Genomic DNA, 15614 nt, shown 5'->3' with positions numbered 1-15614 from the left:
AGGAGGCTGGGAAGCCCGGAACCCCATTCCTCCCCGGCTTCGTGGGCCGCTCCGGACCGCGGGAGCGGCTTTCCCCTCGGCGGCGCCCGGGGGGGGTGCCTGCCCTCCGCCCCCTGCCTTCTGCCCCCCCGATTACGGGAACAGCGCCTCCTGGGGCAGCCCCAGGGTCTCGTCCCACCCCATCATGCGGTTTAGGTTCTGCACGGCCTGGCCGCTCGCCCCCTTCACCAGGTTGTCGATCACGCTCACGATCACGAGCCGCCCCGCGCCGTGGTCGGCCACGGCCATGGCGCAGGCGTTCGTGCCCCGCACGTCGGCCGTGCTGGGCCACCGGCCCTCGTCCAGGACCCGCACGAACGGCGCCCCCCGGTAGAACGCCCGCCACACCTCCCGGACCCGGGCCGCGTCGGCCCCGTCGGCCGGCAGGGCGTAGATGGTCGACAGGATCCCCCGGTCCATGGGCACGAGGTGGGGGGTGAACACCACCGGCACCTCGCACCCGGCCGCGAGCTCGAGCTCCTTTCGGATCTCGGGCTCGTGGCGGTGGGAGGCCACCTTGTACGCCTTGAACCCCTCGTTCACCTCGCAAAAGAGGGTTCCCTGGCTCGGCTCGCGGCCCGCCCCGCTCACCCCGGACTTGGAGTCGGCCACGATGCCCTCGGGCCGGATCACCCGCTCGAGCAGGAGCGGCACCAGGGGCAGGAGCACGCTGGTGGGGTAGCACCCGGGATTGCCCACGAGCCGGGCACGCTCCACGGCCGCGCCGTGGACCTCGGTGAGCCCGTACACGGCCTCGGCCAGGAACTCGGGGCAGGCGTGGGGGCCGTAGTGGGCCTCGTACAGGGTGGGGTCGGCGAACCGGAAGTCGGCCGAGAGGTCGATGACCTTCCGGCCGGCCTCGAGGAGGGCCTTGACCACCGGCATGCTGGCCTTGTGGGGCAGGGCCGTGAAGAACACCTCGGCCCGGTCGAACAGGCCCGGCTCCTCGTGGGAGACGAAGGTGAGGTCCAGGTGGCCCAGGCTCGGGAAGCAGTCCCCCAGGGGCCGGCCCGCGTACTTGCGCGACGTGATCGCGGTGATCCGGACCTCGGGGTGGCGACACAGGAGCCGCACGAGCTCGGCCCCGGTGTACCCGCTTGCGCCGATGATGCCCACGTCGGTCATGGCACTCCTCGGAAGACTGCGGTCCACAGTCTGCGGTCTACGGTCTACGGTCTCGGGTCACCCGGAGGGGTTCTCCGGGGCGCCCGGCTCCAGCAGCGCCCGGGCGGCCGCGAGCAGCACCGCCGTGCCCACGAGCAGGCAGCCCTCGTCCAGGTCGAACCGGGGGCTGTGGAGGGGCTCGGCCCGGGAGGGATCGGCCGCGGCCCCGAGCTGGAGGTAGCACCCGGGGACCCGCTCCAGCACGAATCCCATGTCCTCGGCCCCCATGGTGCGCTGGGCCGGCCGCACGGCCTCCTCGCCCAGAAGCGCCGCCAGGGCCTCCCGGACCCGCCCGGTGGCGGCCGGGTCGTTGCGGGTGACCGGATACCCCTCGCCCCGCTCCACCTCGAACCCGCCGCCGTGGGTCGCGGCCACCCCCCGGCCGATCCTCTCCACGCCGGCGAGGAGCTTCTCCCGCACGGCCGGGTCGAAGGCCCGCACGGTGGCCAGGAGCTCCGCCTCGTCGGGCACGATGTTCTCGGCCGTGCCGGCCCGGATCGCCCCCACGGTGAGCACCGCGGGTTCCAGCGGGTCGGTCTCCCGGCTCACCAGGGTCTGGAGGGCGAGCACGGCCTCGGCCGCCATGACCACCGGGTCCACGGTGAGGTGGGGCAGGGCCCCGTGGCCGCCCCGGCCCCGGAACACGAGCCGGATCCGGTCCATGCTGGCCATCACGGGCCCGGGGGAGACGCCCACGGTTCCCGTGGGAAGACCCGGCCAGACGTGGAGGGCCAGGGCCCCGTCCACGGGGTGGCGCTCCAAGAGCCCGTCCTCGAGCATCCGGCGGCCCCCGCCGCCCCCCTCCTCCGCGGGCTGGAACACGAGCACCGCCCGGCCCGGGAGCTCCACCTCGCCCGAGGCGAGACAGTCGGCCGCGGCGAGGAGCATGGCCGCGTGGGCGTCGTGGCCGCAGGCGTGCATGAGGCCCGGGTGCTCCGAGGCGAAGGGAAGCCCCGTGGCCTCCTCGATCCGCAGGGCGTCGAGATCGGCCCGCAGGAGCACGGCCCGGGCCCCCTCGCCCCAGACCGCCACGCCCCCGGTGCCCCCGGGGAACCGCTCGAACGGAAGGCCCCGGTCCCGCAGGAACGCCTCGACGAACCCCGTGGTCCTCTCCTCCCGATATCCGGGCTCCGGGATACGGTGGAGGGCCCGCCGAAGCTCCACCAGGAGGCCGGCCCGGGCCGCGGCGGCCCGCCCCACGTCGCCGGGGAGGGGAACCGGCTTCATGGATGGGGCGTGCGCAGGAACACCATCTCGGTGACCCGGAGGATTTCCAGGTCGTCCTGCTTCACCTCCACCACCACCCGGGCGATCCGGCCCTGGGTGTCCACCACGTGGGCCGAGGCCACGGTGTCCCGGGAGGGATCGGCGCCCTTCACGAAATGGATCTCGCAGTTCAGGGGGAGCCCCACGAACCCCAGGGTGTTGGCCGCGGCCGCCATGACCTGCTCGGCCAGGGCGAACAGGGCTCCGGTGTGGGCGAACCCGAGGAAGTTGGGGAGAAGATCCCCCGCCGGTAGCCGGGCCCGGGCCCGGCCGGGCTCCAGGCTCTCGTACGCGATGCCCAGGGCCTGGGCCAGGGGGGAGCCTTCCAGGGCCGTGCGCAGGGCGTCGAGGTCCTCGGCGGCGATCGCCTCGAGCACGGGTTCGGGGAGCGCGAGTTTCGCGGTCATGCCCACCTCCTTCGGCCGGGGTCGGAAACGAAACGAGACCCCATGATGCCCCGGCCGGTCGGCGGCCGCAAGATCCGGCCTGGCACTCCGCCCTCACGCGCCGGGGGGATCCCCCGCCGCGGCCGCGACCCGTTCCAGTTCCGCGACCAGCGGCCCCGGGTCGTCCACCCGCAGCTCGATGGCGAGGGCCAGGGTCGGCGCGCCGCAGGGGATCGGCCCCTCGAGCCGCACCCCGTCCTTTTCGGTGGTTACCAGGGCCTCGGCGTTCACGAGCCCGGCCCAGCGGGCGAGCTGATCCCGGTCGCCGTCGGTATAGGCGTGGTGGTCGGGGAACGGCACGGCCTCGACCACCCGAAGCCCCAGGGTCTCCAGGTCCCGGAAGAAGGCCTCGGGCTTCCCGATGCCGGCGAAGGCGAGCACCTTCTTTCCCCGGAGGGCCTCGAGGGGAAGGGGGTCGCCGCCGCCAAGGGGCACCCAGAAAGCCGGCTCGTGGGACGTGGCGAGCACCGGGGCCTCGGGGGCGTACCGGGACACGAGGGCCCGGGCCCGCTCGACCCGGTCCGGGGGCACCCCCTTCGTGCGGGTCAGGAGAACCACGTCGGCGTCGGCCAGGGCCCGGGGCGGCTCCCGCAAGAGGCCCCGGGGCAGGCACCAGCCGTTCCCGAAGGGGTTCTGCACGTCCACGGTGACGATGTCGAGGTCGCGCCGGAGCCGCAGGTGCTGGAACCCGTCGTCCAGCACGAGCACCCGGGCCCCCAGTTCCACGGCCTTTCGGGCCGTGAGCCGCCGGTCGGGCCCCACGACCACGGGCACCCCCGGGAGCCGCCGGGCCAGGAGCACCGGCTCGTCCCCCGCCTCGCGCCAGCCGGCCACCCGGCCCCGACCGTCGGACACCACGGTCACCGGCCCCTCGGCCTCGCCCCCGTACCCGCGGCTCAGGACCGCCGGCCGGATCCCGCGGTCCAGGAACCACCGGCACACCCACTCCACGCAGGGGGTCTTGCCGGTGCCCCCCACCGCCACGTTGCCGACCGACACGACGGGAACGCCGGGGTCCGAAGAGGGCAGCAGCCCCCGGCGGTACCCCCAGCGCCGGGCCGCCTGCACCTGGGCGTATAGCCACCCGGCAACGGCCAGGGGCGCCAGGAGCAGCTTGGAGCCCAGCCCCAGGGCCGGGCGGGAGAGGAGGTCTTTGATCCAAAAGTAGAGGGACACGGGGTTCTTCCGCTGGAAGGCTCGAAAGCTAGGAAGCTGGGAAGCTGGGAGGCCGGGAAGCCTCTGTGTCGCCATCGCCGATCGCGGCTCCCCCACTCCGGGAGGGTTTGCCGGCAGCACCGCGCCGGGTTACTAACACCAACGGAAGTATTGTCAGGTCCCCGTCGTTGCTACGGAAACCCGCGGGTAGGGGGCTGGTGGAGAGCCGGGTGCGGCCCCTCACCTTGCCGCGCCTCACCGGGCTTGGATTGCTTTGGAAGTTCCGGAACTTCCGCTGCCGACGCTCCGACTTGCCGACCCTGCAACGGCATGCGAGGGCGCGGCGAAAAGGGGTGCCGCACTCGCACCCGGCCGGAACCAGTCCCCCACCCGCCTCAGGCAATACTCTTGAAGGCATTCGTACGCTCACCCATCGCCTCCAGCACCGCCTCCAAGGCGCGGGCCGTGGCGCCGCGGTTTCGGGCAAAGAGCGCCCGGGCCGCCTCGCGCACCCGGGCGGCCCCGTCCGCGTCCGCCAAAAGCCTCGCCAAAGCCCCCCCGAGCCCCGCCGGGCCGTCCACCTCGGCGCAGAGCCCTTCGGGCCGGAGCTCGGCCAGGAGATCCCGGATGTTCCCGGTATGGGGCCCCACGATCACCGGAACGCCCCACACCAGGGCCTCCAGGGGGTTGTGGCCGCCGACCGGCACGAGGGTCCCACCCACGAACGCGGCCGAGGCGCCCCCGTAGAGGTGGGAGAGCCACCCCATCCGGTCCACCACCAGGGCCTCCCCCGCGGCGAACGCGTCGGCCGCGGGCCGGCCCGAGGCCTCAAAGGCGGCCCACCGGACCGGCCGGAACCCGGCGGCCCGGAGATCCTCCTCGGCCGCGGCGATCCGCTCGAGGTGCCGGGGAGCCACCACGAACCCGGGCCGGAGCCCCCCCTCGCCCAGGGCCGCGACGGCCCGGGCCAAGGGCCCCACCTCCCCCGGGTGGGTGGAGCCGGCCACCACCACGGCCCAGCCGGCCTCTCGGGCGCCCAGCAGCGCCCGGGTTCCCGGATGGTCCGGGTCGGGCTCGGCCAGGTCGAACTTGAGATTTCCCCCCACCTCGAGCCGGTCGGCCGGGGCCCCCAGCGCGGCGAACCGCCGGGCGTGCTCGGCCGACTGGGCCTGGATCCGGCCGAACCACCCGAGCACGGGCCGCAGAAAAGGCCGCGCCAGCCGGTACCGGGGAAACGCCCGATCCGAGAGCCGGGCGTTCACGAGCAGAACCGGAACGCCCCGGCCACGGGCCGCGTGGAGGAGCCCGGGCCAGAGCTCGGTCTCCACGAGCACCAGGGCCCGGGGCCGCAGCCGGGCCACCCACGCCCCGAGCCAGGGCAAGGGGTCCAGGGGCAGGAGCCGCCCCGCGCCCCGGCCGGCCGCGAGCTCCCGAGCCACCTGGGCCCCGGCCGGGCTCGTGGCCGTGACGAGGAGCCGCAGCCCCCGCTCCCCCAGGGCCCGCACCAGGGGCGCCGCGGCCCGGAGCTCCCCCACGCTCGCGCCGTGGACCCACACGGCCCTGCGGGGCGCATCGCCCCGGAGGGCCAGCCGCTCCCCCCAGCCCGTGCGGAACCGGGGGTCGCGGCGGGCCTTGAGGGCGAGCACCGGCGCGGCGGCCGCTAGCCCGGCCGTGCCGAGCCCCCGGTACAGCCACACCCACCCGGTCACGGCGGCACCCACCCCACCCGGGCGTCGGCCCGGGCCGTGACCCGGTCGAGCGTCCGGCGGATCGCCTCGCACACCTCGCCCGGGTCGTCGCCCCGGCCGAACCGCAGGGGCTCCCCCATCACGATCTCCGTCCGGCCGAAGGGCAGGGGCACCTGGAACCGGTCCCAGGAGGGAGCCACCCACCGCCTCGAGAACGCGGCGCCCACCGGCACCAGGGGCGCCCCCGAGCGCATGGCGGCCGCGGCCGCCCCCGGCTGCACCCGGTACCGGGGCCCCCGGGGCCCGTCGGGCGTGAGGGCCACGTCCCGGCCCGAGGCCAGGTGCCGGAGCACGCCCCGTAGCGCCGCCGAGCCCCCTCGGGACGACGACCCCCGGATCGGCACGTACCCGAACCGCTCCACGATCCGGCTGATCAGCTCGCCGTCGGAACTCCGGCTGATCACCACCCCTATGGCCTGGCCCGCGTAGGGCACCAGCGGGCCCAGGAGCCGGTTGTGCCAGAAGGCCCACACCACCGGGCCCTCCCGCCGGAGCCGCTCCACCTCCTCGAACCCGGTGATCCGGTACCGGCCGGTCCGTCCCACGAGCCCGAGGTACGCCGTGCCGGCCGCCACGGCCCAGCGCAGGGCCCGGGGGGTCACCCCGCCTCCCCCCCGAACTGGAGCCGGCACAGCCGGGCATACTCGCCCCCCCGGGCCAGGAGTTCGTCGTGGGTGCCCCGCTCCACCACCTCGCCGTCCCGGAGCACCAGAATGAGATCGGCGTGGCGCACCGTGGAGAGCCGGTGGGCGATCACGAACGTGGTGCGGTTGGCCATGAGGGCCTCCATGGCCGCCTGGACCTCGGCCTCCGACTCGGAATCCAACGCGCTCGTGGCCTCGTCGAGGATGAGGATCGGGGCGTCCTTCAGGATGGCCCGGGCGATGGCGAGTCGCTGCTTCTGGCCCCCGCTCAAAAGATCGCCCCGCTCCCCCACCACGGTGTCGTAGCCCTGGGGCAGGGCCTGGATGAACTCGTGGGCGTGGGCGGCCCGGGCCGCGGCCTCCACCTCGTCGTCGGTCGCGGTGGGCCGGCCCACCAGGAGGTTCTGGCGCACCGTGTCGTTGAACAGGAACGTGTTCTGGGTGACCACGGCGATGGCCCGGCGCAGGCTTTCGATCTGGAACTCCCGGATGTCTCGGCCGTTGATCCGGATCGCGCCGGCCGTGGGGTCGTAGAACCGCGGCAGGAGCTTCAGGAGCGTGGATTTCCCGGATCCGCTCGCCCCCACCAGGGCCACCACCTGGCCCCGCCGGGCCCGGAAGCTCACCCCCCGGATCACCTCGCCCTTGGCCGGGTCGTAGGCGAACCGCACGCCATCGTACTCCACCTCCTCCACCGGAGGCTCCAGCTCCACGTCCCCGCCGCGCTCGCAGGGCGGCAGGGGCTCGGCCATCACGCCGAACACCCGCTCGGCCGCGGCGAGCGCCGTCTGGACCGAGTTGTTGAGCTTTCCGGCCCGCTTCAGGGGATCGTAGAGCATGAAGAGCGCCGTGAGGAAGCTGAAGAACTCCCCCGGGGTGGAGGCCCCGGCCAGCACCCGGCTCCCGCCGTACCAGATGATGGCCGCGGCCGCCACCGCCCCCAGGAACTCCAGAAGCGGCGCCGTGGCCTCGTTGAGCCGCGCCCGCTTGAGGCTCACCCGCCGGAGCCGCTCGCCCTCGTGGTGAAACCGGTCGATCTGGCGCTCCTCGCACCCGAACGTTTTGACCACCTCGATCCCGGCAAACGACTCCTGGAGCACGTTGGAGAGATCCCCCACCCGCTCCTGGCCCTTTCGGGTGTAGCGGCGCACCAGGTGACTGATGCGCTTCATGGGCAGGGCCGCGAGCGGGGCCACCACCAGGGCGATCGATGCCAGCCAGGGATCCCGGGTGAACAGCACCACCACCAGGCCCGCGGCGGTCACCGCCTCCCGTAGGAGCTGGATCAGGTCGGGGATGGCCCGCTGCATGAGCCCCACGTCGCTCGTGACCCGGGCGATCAGGGCGCCGGTGGGATTTTTCTCGTGGAACGCGAACTCCCGGTACTGGAGGTGGGTGAGCATGTCGTCGCGCATGGCGAGGATCACGGTTTCCCCCACCCAGCGCATGGTGTAGGACTGGAGATACCGGCACACCCCCTTCACGGCGTAGAGGGCGAGCACGGCGATCGGCAGGATCTTGAGCTTGAAGGCGTCGTGGTGGATGAAGATGTCGTCGAGGACCGGTTTCACGAGCCACGCCGTGGCCCCGGCCGACGCCCCCACCACGGCCATGCACGCGAACGAAAAGGCGATCCGGTGCCAGTGGGGCCGGAAGTACCGGCCCAGGGCCTTGAGGAGCCGCCAGGATCGAAGGTCGTCGGGTCCGCGAAGGCCCTTCGGGGGTTCGAGGGGTCGGCGGCTCACGGCCGCTCCTCCAGGAACCGGGCGATTCGGTCGGCGGCCCGGCCGGCCGCGCCGGGCGCGCCCACGGCCGACCGCACCTCGTCGAAGCCCCGGAGCATCGCCTCCCGGGCCTCCCGATTCCCCAGGAGACGCAGGGCCGCCCCGGCCACCTCGGCGGCCGGCCGCTGGATGAACTCGGGCACCACCTCGCGGCCCGCGATCAGGTTGGGAAGGGACACGTGGGGCACCCGCACGAGGAGCCTCCCCAGGAGGTAGGTCAAAGGGTTCACGCGGTACACCACCACCGTGGGCACCCCCACCAGGGCGCATTCCAGGGCAGCCGTCCCCGAGGCCGCCACCACCAGCTCGCTTCGCTCCATCACCGAGAGGGCGTCGCCGGTGAACTCCACGCCGTCGGCCCCGCCGAACCAGGCCCGGTCCACCCCGGGCGCGAGCGGCACCTCGAACCGGAGCGGCCGCTCCCCCCGGAGCCGCTCCGCCACCTCCCGAAGGAGCGGCCAGATCCGGACGATCTCGCCCCGCCGGCTCCCGGGCAGGAGCCCCACCCGGCCCGGTTCGGGCCGCCAACGCCGGCCGGCCACGTGGTCGGCCACGGGCGACCCCACGTAGGTGGCCCGCACGCCCCGCTCGGCCAGGTAGCGCTCCTCGAAGGGAAGGATCACCAGGGCCTCGTCCACCCTCTCACGGAGCTTTCGCACCCGCCACCCGCCCCAGGCCCAGACCTTGGGGGGGATGTAGTAGAGCACCGGGATCCCCAGGGCCCGAGCCTCGGCGGCCAGGGCCAGGTTGAACCCGCCGAAGTCCACCGGAACGAAGAGGTCCGGGCGGTCGGTGCGCAGCCGCTCTCGCAGGACCCGGCGGGCCCGCGAGAGGGCCGGGAGCTTCCCCGCCGCCTCCAGGAGCCCCATGGCCGAGACGGCCTCGAAGGGCACCACCACCTCGGCCCCGGCCTGGGCGAGCCGCGGCCCGCCCAGGGCCCAGGCCCGCACCGGCAACCGTTCCCGCAGGGCCGCGAGCAGGTTCCCCGCGTGGAGATCCCCCGAGGCCTCCCCGGCCGAGAGGGCGAGAACCGGCTCAGAACGCAACGATCGTCAACTGGTGGCGGTCGGCCAGGGCGACCGCCTCGTCCCGCTGGAAGAAGAAGGTCTTGCCCCCCTCGATCGCGAGCACCCGGGCCCGGGCGTCGAGGCAGGCGTACACGGTTTCGAGCCCCACCGCCGGCACGTCGAACCGAAGGTCCTGGTCGGGCTTGGCCACCTTGACCACCACCACGTCCCCGTTCCCGAGGCTCCCGCCCCGGCGGATCGCCTGGTCGGTGCCCTCGATGGCCTCCACCGCCAGGACGGCCCCCCGCTTCACCACCACGGTCTGGCCGATGTCGAGCCCCCCCATGGCCCGGGCGATCTCGGCCCCGAACCGGATGTCCTCGCGTTCCTCGGCGGTGGGCTCGCGCTTCGTGAACACCCCCGGCCCCGGCAGGTACTCCTCCATGAAGGTGGTCTGGGGGATGAGCTCGATCCCCTCGGCCGCGAGCACCTCGGCCACCTTCTCCATGATGGTGTCGTCCTTGCGGTCCCGAAGCCCCCACAGCAGCGTCAGGGCCTTCACATCGGGGCGGAAGTCCTTGAAGATCCGGGTCTTGTGAACCTTCCCGGCCACCACGGCCCGGGTGACCTTCTCCCGGGCCAGGAGCCGCAGGAGCTTGCCCACCTTCCCGAGGGGCATCCAGTGGACCTCGTCCACGTCGGCCTCGATGGCCGGGTCGGCCTCCTCCTTGAGGGCCACCACCACCGGCTCCACCCCGCGCTTTTGGGCCTCCCGCACGAACAGCCGGGGGAACTCCCCCGCCCCCGCGATCAGCGCGATGCGTTCCGTGCTCACCGCGTCACTCCCCGTTCGGACCGTTCCAGGAACTCCACGAACTGCCGAACCTCGGGCACCCCGAAGTCGTCCCCGGACCGGATCTCAGCCAGTGCCTTCTCCAGGGTGAGGTTCGACTGGAACACGGTCCGGTAGGCCCGGCGCAGGGCCTTGAGGCTCGCGTCCGAAAACCCCCGGCGCTTGAGCCCGGTGAGGTTCAAGCCGAAGAGCTTGGCCCGGTTCCCGGCCGCCGAGACGAACGGCGGCACGTCGAGAGTCACGGCCGAGCACCCGCCGATGAAGGCGTGGGCCCCGATCCGCACGAACTGGTGCACGGCCGAGAGCCCGCCGATGATCGCCCAGTCCTCCACGGTCACGTGCCCGGCCAGGTTGACCGAGTTCGCAAGGATCACGTGGTCGCCGAGCTGGCAATCGTGGGCCACGTGGCTATAGGCCATCAGGAGGCAGTCCGAGCCGATCCGGGTCACCCCGCCCCCGCCGGCCGTGCCAATGTTCAAGGTGGTGAACTCCCGAATCACGGTGCGGTCTCCGATCTCGAGCCGGGCTTCCTCGCCCGCGTATTTGAGGTCCTGGGGGACCGTGCCCACCGAGGCGAAGGGGAACACGCGGCAGCCCTCGCCGATCGTGGTCCAGCCGTCCACCACGGCGTGGGCCCCGACGGTGGTGCCCCTGCCGATCCGCACGTTGGGCCCGATCACGGCAAACGGGCCGATCTCCACCCCCTCGGCGATCTGGGCCCCCTCGGCCACCACGGCCCTCGGGTCGATGTTCATGTGGACCTCCTCACGGAACAGCGGGGAAGCCGAAAAGCTGGAAGGCTAGGAAGCTGGGAGGCTCACCCCCCGTGGATCCCGGCTTCCCCGCGGAATCCTTTGAAAACAAACCTCTTGTCGGGAACCGGAATCGGAGCCCCGGGTTCCGGTCTGGGCGTCGCTGCGTGGCTGGGCGACGAAAGCGCTCCGCCTCGTGGCTTCCTAGCTTCCTAGCTTCCTGGCCTCCCAGCCTCCCAGCCCCCGATCACTCCCCCTTCTCCTCGGTGATCACGGCCGAGAGGTGGGCCTCGGTGGCCACCTCTCCGTCCACCCGGGCCTCGGCCTCGAAGCTCCAAAACCCGCGGCGCTGCTTTTCCACCCGCACGTGGAGCCGGAGTTGGTCCCCCGGTGTCACGGGCCGCCGGAACCGCACCCGGTCGATGCCCCGGAACAGCATGAGCTTGCCCTCGGTGCACTCCCGGGTCGTGTGGAGGGCGAGGATCCCGCCGGCCTGGGCCAGGGCCTCGACGATCAGGACCCCCGGCATGATCGGCCGGCCCGGAAAGTGGCCCGGGAAAAACGGCTCGTTCACGGTGACGTTCTTGAGCGCCTCGATCCGCTCCCCCGGCACGAGCTCCACCACCCGGTCCACGAGAAGGAACGGATACCGGTGGGGCAGGCAGGTCAGAATCCTTTGGATGTCGATCATGGCGTCTCCCCGACCAACGGCCCCCGAGGGGGCGAATGACCCTTACGTCCCGTTGTCGCCGAGCCGGGCCTCCAGCTCGGCCAACCGCCGCTCCAGCGCCTTGAGCTCCCGGCGCATCTCCGGCAACCGCTTCACCACGGCCTGGGCCCGGAGCCACTCCCCGTGGGGGATGGCGGGGCTTCCGGACACCACGGCCCCCGGGGGCACGTCGGAGCCGATGCCCGACTGGGCGCCCACCATGGCCCCGTCGCCCACGGTCAGGTGGCCGGCCACCCCCACCTGCCCCGCCAGCACCACCCGGTTCCCGATCCGGGTCGAGCCGCTCACCCCCACCTGGGCCACAATGAGGCAGTCCTCCCCCACCCGCACGTTGTGGCCGATCTGGACCAGGTTGTCGATCTTGGTGCCCCGTCCAACCCGGGTCTCCCCGAGGGCGGCCCGGTCGATCGTGGTGTTGGCCCCCACCTCCACGTCGTCCTCGAGGACCACGATGCCCACCTGGGGGATCGGCACGTGGCGGTGTCCGTCCCGGGCGTACCCGTACCCGTCGGAGCCCACCACGGCCCCCGGCTGGAGCACCACCCGGTCGCCCAGGACGCAGTCCTCACGGACCACGGCGTTGGGGTACAGCGTGCAGTCGCGGCCCACCAGCGCCCCCCGGCCCACGTAGACGCCGGGGTAGAGCACGGTGCCGTCCCCCACCTCGGCCCCGGCGTCCACGTAGGCCCCCGCCATCACGGCCACCCCCTCGCCCAGCCGGGCCTCGGGGTGGACGAAGGCCCCGGGCTCCACCCCGGCCGCCGGCCGGTGCCGGGGGTGCAAAAGCGCCACGGCCCGGGCAAAGGCCAGGTAGGGGTTCTCGGTGACCAGGAGGGCCGGCCCCTCCACCGCGTCGTTCGGGCCCACGATCACGGCCGTGGCCCGGGTGGACGCGAGAAGCGGCCGGTACTTGGGGTTGGAGAGGAACGTGACCTCCCCCGGCCCGGCCCGGTCGAGGGTGGAGACCCGCAGGACCTCGGCCCCGGGGTCGCCCCGGAGCTCGGCCCCGATTTTTTCCGCCAACTCGGAGAGCTTCATGCCTTCCGCCCCGTCCCTACTCGGCCGGCACGCCGGCGTCGTACCGGCGGATCACCTCGTCGGTGATGTCGATGGCCTTCGGGGCGAAGAGAACGCCGGCCTCCTGGCGCTCGAGGATCAGGGTGTACCCCGCGGGCTCCCCGAGCTTGCGCACGACCTCCTGGAGATCCTTGAGGATCCGGCGGGTGAGCTCCTGGTCCTTTCGCTGGAGGGCCTGCTGGCTCTCCTGGAACTTGGCCTTGAACGCCTCGAGCCGCTCCTTGTACTCGCGCTCTTTCTCGGCCCGGGCGGTCTCGGAGAGGACGAGGCCCTGCTTTTCGAGTTCCTCCCTGAGGGCCTTCAAGTCCGCCTCTTCCTTCTCGAGTTCGGCCTTGCGGCGGTCGGCCTCGGCCGTGAACTCGGCCTTGTACTTCTTGCCCATGCGCGACTCGTTCAGGCAGCGCTGCAGGTCCACCACCGCCACCTTGGCGGGCTCGGCCGCCCGGACGGGCAGGGCCAGGAAAAACGCCGCCAGAAACAGGCCTCCGATCGCAACGCAACGTCTCATCGGTTCCTCCTTTTCATGCTGGAAGGCTGGGAAGCTCGGAAGCTGGGAGGCCCTGTTCGCCCCCGTCGGAACCGATGCCCCGCCCTCCTCAGGTACCCGAACCCCCTCTCCAGAATCTCCGTGTTCTCCGTGCCCCCCGTGGTGCCCCAAACGCGGTCCCCGGGCTCAGAAGAACCCGCCGATGGTGAACTCCCACTGGGCGTTGTCCTCGCCGGGTTTTCGGTCGAGCACGTAGCCCCACTCGAGCCGCAGGGGGCCCATGGGGCTGAACCACCGGACCCCGGCCCCGGCCGACTGGCGGAGCCCGGTCTCGAAGAACGCCTCCCCTTCGTCCCAGGCGTTTCCGGCGTCGTAGAAGATCACCCCCCGGAGCTTCGCCTCCTCGATCAGGGGGAAGAGGTACTCCACGTTGAAGAGCACCTCCTTGTCGCCCCCGATCACGTCGCCGGTCTCCGGGTCGCGGGGGCCGATGCTGCGGCTGTCGAACCCCCGGAGGCTATTAATGCCCCCCAGGTAGTAGCGCTCGTAGACCGGGATGTCGCGGCCGAGAAGGGAGTGCACGAACCCGGCCCGGCCGTGCACGTGGAACACGTGGTTCCACCACAGGGGCTGGTAGTGGGACGTGTCGAACCCGTATTTGAGGTAGGCGGCGTCCCCGCCCAGGAGCCCGCCGGCCCACTCCACGCTCCACTCGGCCCGGGTGCCCGAGTGGGGCTCCCAGGGGTTGTCCACCGTGTCGTAGATCAGAAGCCCCGTGAGCGACGAGGTCACCGTGGTGCCGATCTGGTCCCGGATGGTGCTCGAGGCCGTGTCGCTCACGTTTTTCACCTCGGCCTCCTCGAGCCGGTAGATACCCCGGAGCTTCCATTCCTCGGTGAGGCTCGTGCCCAGCTTGAGATCCCCGCCCAGGGAGTACTTGTCGTAGTCGGTGTACGACCGGATCGACTTGTACGCATCGAACCCGAAGTACCACTCGGTGTCGAACACCCGGGGGTTGTTGAACGTGAAGCTGTAGGTCTCCCGGGTCGAGCCGAAGTTGGCCTGAAGGGCGAGCTGGTACCCCAGCCCGAGGAAGTTCCGCTGGCTCACGTTGGCCATGCCGATGATCTTGTCCACCGAGGAGTACCCCGCCCCGAAGCTAAAGGCCCCGGTGGGCTTCTCCTCGACCTCGACCGTGACGTCCACCCGGTCGGTGCCGGGCCGGCGCTGGGTCGCGAGGTGCACCTTCTCGAAGAACCCGAGCCGCTGGATCGCCCGCTCGCTTTTACGGAGCGCCGTGGCGTTGTAGAGATCCCCCTCCGCGAGCCGCATCTCCCGGCGCACCACCCGGTCGCGGGTCTTCGTGTTCCCCTTGACCTCGATCCGGCCGATCCGGACCCGGTCGCCCTTGTGGATTTGGAACTCCACGTGCACCTTCCGGCCCTCCGGGTCCACCCGGGTCCGGGGGTTCACGTCGGCGAACGCGTAGCCCAGATCGGCGTAGAGGTCGGTGAGCCGCTGGTAGGCCCGCCGCAGGTCCTCGCTGCGGAAGAGGCCCCCCTCCTCAATGCCGGCCGAGCGCGCGAGCTCCTCCTCCGGGAACTCCAGATCCCCCGAGAAGGTGATCTCACCGAACGTGTACGTCTCCCCCTCCCGCACCGGCACGTCCACCACGATCCACCGCCGGTCCGGGGTTAGGCTGACCAGGGGATCCAGAACCTCGGCCTCGGCGAACCCGTGGTTCAGGTAGTAGGCCCGGATCATCTCCCGGTCCCGCTCCAGGTCGGTCTCTTGGAACGTGCCCGAGCCCGTGAGCCACGACCAGGCCCCGGCCGGCCGGAGGGTGAGGTACTTGCGCAGGTCCTCCTCGTCAGCCTTCGCGACCCCAGCCAGGTTCAGCCGCTTGAGCTTGACTTTCTCTCCCTCCCGGACCCGGAGCACCAGGTCCACGTGGTTTTTGCCGTCGTCCACGGGCACGATCTCGTGGGTCACCTCGGCCAGGTAGTACCCCTTTTCCCGGTACAGGGCACGAAGGGCCTCCTCGGCCCGGGCCACGTCGGCGTCCAGAAGGATCGCCCGGGGCCGTAGGGTGATCTTCTCCTTCCAGTCCTCGGGGTCGAGGTGCTCGGCGCCCTCCACCTTCCACTCCCGCAGCGCCGGCCGCTCCCGAACGAGGAAGGCGAGCACCCCGTCCTCGAACTCGGCCACCACGTCCTCGAAGTACCCTAGGCCGTAGATGGCCCGGACGTCCTCGCCCACCTGGTCGGGGTCCAGAGGGGCGCCGGCCCGGCTCCCGACCCGCTGGAGGATCAGTCCCTCCTCGATCCGCAGGTTCCCCCGGACCCGCACCTCCCGCACCTCCTCGGCCGCCCGGGCCCCGGAGGCGAAGAGCGCGGCCCACAGGATTACGGCCGCCAGCCACACCCGGGGCCTCACGGTCCGTTCCTTTCCACCGAGGCGAT

At 72.4% G+C, this 15614-nt stretch carries 14 protein-coding genes; all 14 read right to left on the bottom strand.

The features are described 5' to 3' along the window. Positions 1 to 132: 132 nt before the first annotated feature. Positions 133 to 1164 (bottom strand): N-acetyl-gamma-glutamyl-phosphate reductase, encoded by a 1032-nt coding sequence (argC, locus tag ACY0I8_RS04110; protein ID WP_461393699.1) that lies wholly within the window; start codon positions 1162 to 1164, stop codon positions 133 to 135. 57 nt (positions 1165 to 1221) lie between these two features. Continuing rightward, positions 1222 to 2430: a M20 metallopeptidase family protein gene (locus tag ACY0I8_RS04105; RefSeq protein WP_461393698.1), complete on the bottom strand. Its 1209-nt coding sequence runs from the start codon at positions 2428 to 2430 to the stop codon at positions 1222 to 1224. Next, positions 2427 to 2876: a PaaI family thioesterase gene (locus tag ACY0I8_RS04100; RefSeq protein ID WP_461393697.1), complete on the bottom strand. Its 450-nt coding sequence runs from the start codon at positions 2874 to 2876 to the stop codon at positions 2427 to 2429. The genes ACY0I8_RS04105 and ACY0I8_RS04100 overlap by 4 nt, the downstream gene beginning before the upstream one ends. Before the next feature lie 93 nt (positions 2877 to 2969). After that, positions 2970 to 4091, bottom strand: a complete 1122-nt coding sequence (lpxK, locus tag ACY0I8_RS04095) for a tetraacyldisaccharide 4'-kinase (protein ID WP_461393696.1) — start codon at positions 4089 to 4091, stop codon at positions 2970 to 2972. Between the two features lie 374 nt (positions 4092 to 4465). After that, a complete protein-coding gene (locus ACY0I8_RS04090; protein WP_461393695.1) occupies positions 4466 to 5779 on the bottom strand; it encodes a 3-deoxy-D-manno-octulosonic acid transferase in 1314 nt (437 codons plus the stop codon). Continuing rightward, positions 5776 to 6420, bottom strand: a complete 645-nt coding sequence (locus tag ACY0I8_RS04085; protein WP_461393694.1) for a lysophospholipid acyltransferase family protein — start codon at positions 6418 to 6420, stop codon at positions 5776 to 5778. The genes ACY0I8_RS04090 and ACY0I8_RS04085 overlap by 4 nt, the downstream gene beginning before the upstream one ends. Beyond that, positions 6417 to 8207, bottom strand: coding sequence for an ABC transporter ATP-binding protein (locus ACY0I8_RS04080; RefSeq protein ID WP_461393693.1), 1791 nt, complete (start codon positions 8205 to 8207; stop codon positions 6417 to 6419). Before ACY0I8_RS04080 ends, ACY0I8_RS04085 begins: the two co-directional genes overlap by 4 nt. Then, positions 8204 to 9292, bottom strand: coding sequence for a lipid-A-disaccharide synthase (gene lpxB, locus ACY0I8_RS04075; RefSeq protein ID WP_461393692.1), 1089 nt, complete (start codon positions 9290 to 9292; stop codon positions 8204 to 8206). The genes ACY0I8_RS04080 and lpxB overlap by 4 nt, the downstream gene beginning before the upstream one ends. Next, on the bottom strand, positions 9282 to 10088 hold the full coding sequence (locus ACY0I8_RS04070; RefSeq protein ID WP_461393691.1) for an LpxI family protein: 807 nt from the start codon (positions 10086 to 10088) through the stop codon (positions 9282 to 9284). Before ACY0I8_RS04070 ends, lpxB begins: the two co-directional genes overlap by 11 nt. Beyond that, positions 10085 to 10861 carry an acyl-ACP--UDP-N-acetylglucosamine O-acyltransferase gene (lpxA, locus tag ACY0I8_RS04065; RefSeq protein WP_461393690.1) on the bottom strand — a complete coding sequence of 259 codons (777 nt, stop codon included), beginning with the start codon at positions 10859 to 10861 and terminating at the stop codon, positions 10085 to 10087. Before lpxA ends, ACY0I8_RS04070 begins: the two co-directional genes overlap by 4 nt. Before the next feature lie 244 nt (positions 10862 to 11105). Next, entirely contained in the window at positions 11106 to 11549 is a 444-nt protein-coding gene (fabZ, locus tag ACY0I8_RS04060) for a 3-hydroxyacyl-ACP dehydratase FabZ (protein ID WP_459942457.1), read from the bottom strand. A gap of 42 nt (positions 11550 to 11591) precedes the next feature. Further along, on the bottom strand, positions 11592 to 12626 hold the full coding sequence (lpxD, locus tag ACY0I8_RS04055; protein WP_461393689.1) for a UDP-3-O-(3-hydroxymyristoyl)glucosamine N-acyltransferase: 1035 nt from the start codon (positions 12624 to 12626) through the stop codon (positions 11592 to 11594). 16 nt (positions 12627 to 12642) lie between these two features. After that, positions 12643 to 13173 carry an OmpH/Skp family outer membrane protein gene (locus ACY0I8_RS04050; protein ID WP_461393688.1) on the bottom strand — a complete coding sequence of 177 codons (531 nt, stop codon included), beginning with the start codon at positions 13171 to 13173 and terminating at the stop codon, positions 12643 to 12645. 165 nt (positions 13174 to 13338) lie between these two features. Further along, positions 13339 to 15588: an outer membrane protein assembly factor BamA gene (bamA, locus tag ACY0I8_RS04045; protein WP_461393687.1), complete on the bottom strand. Its 2250-nt coding sequence runs from the start codon at positions 15586 to 15588 to the stop codon at positions 13339 to 13341. Between the last annotated feature and the right edge of the window lie 26 nt (positions 15589 to 15614).

Source organism: Deferrisoma sp., from assembly GCF_054681715.1.
This window is presented reverse-complemented; position numbering and strand designations above follow the sequence as displayed.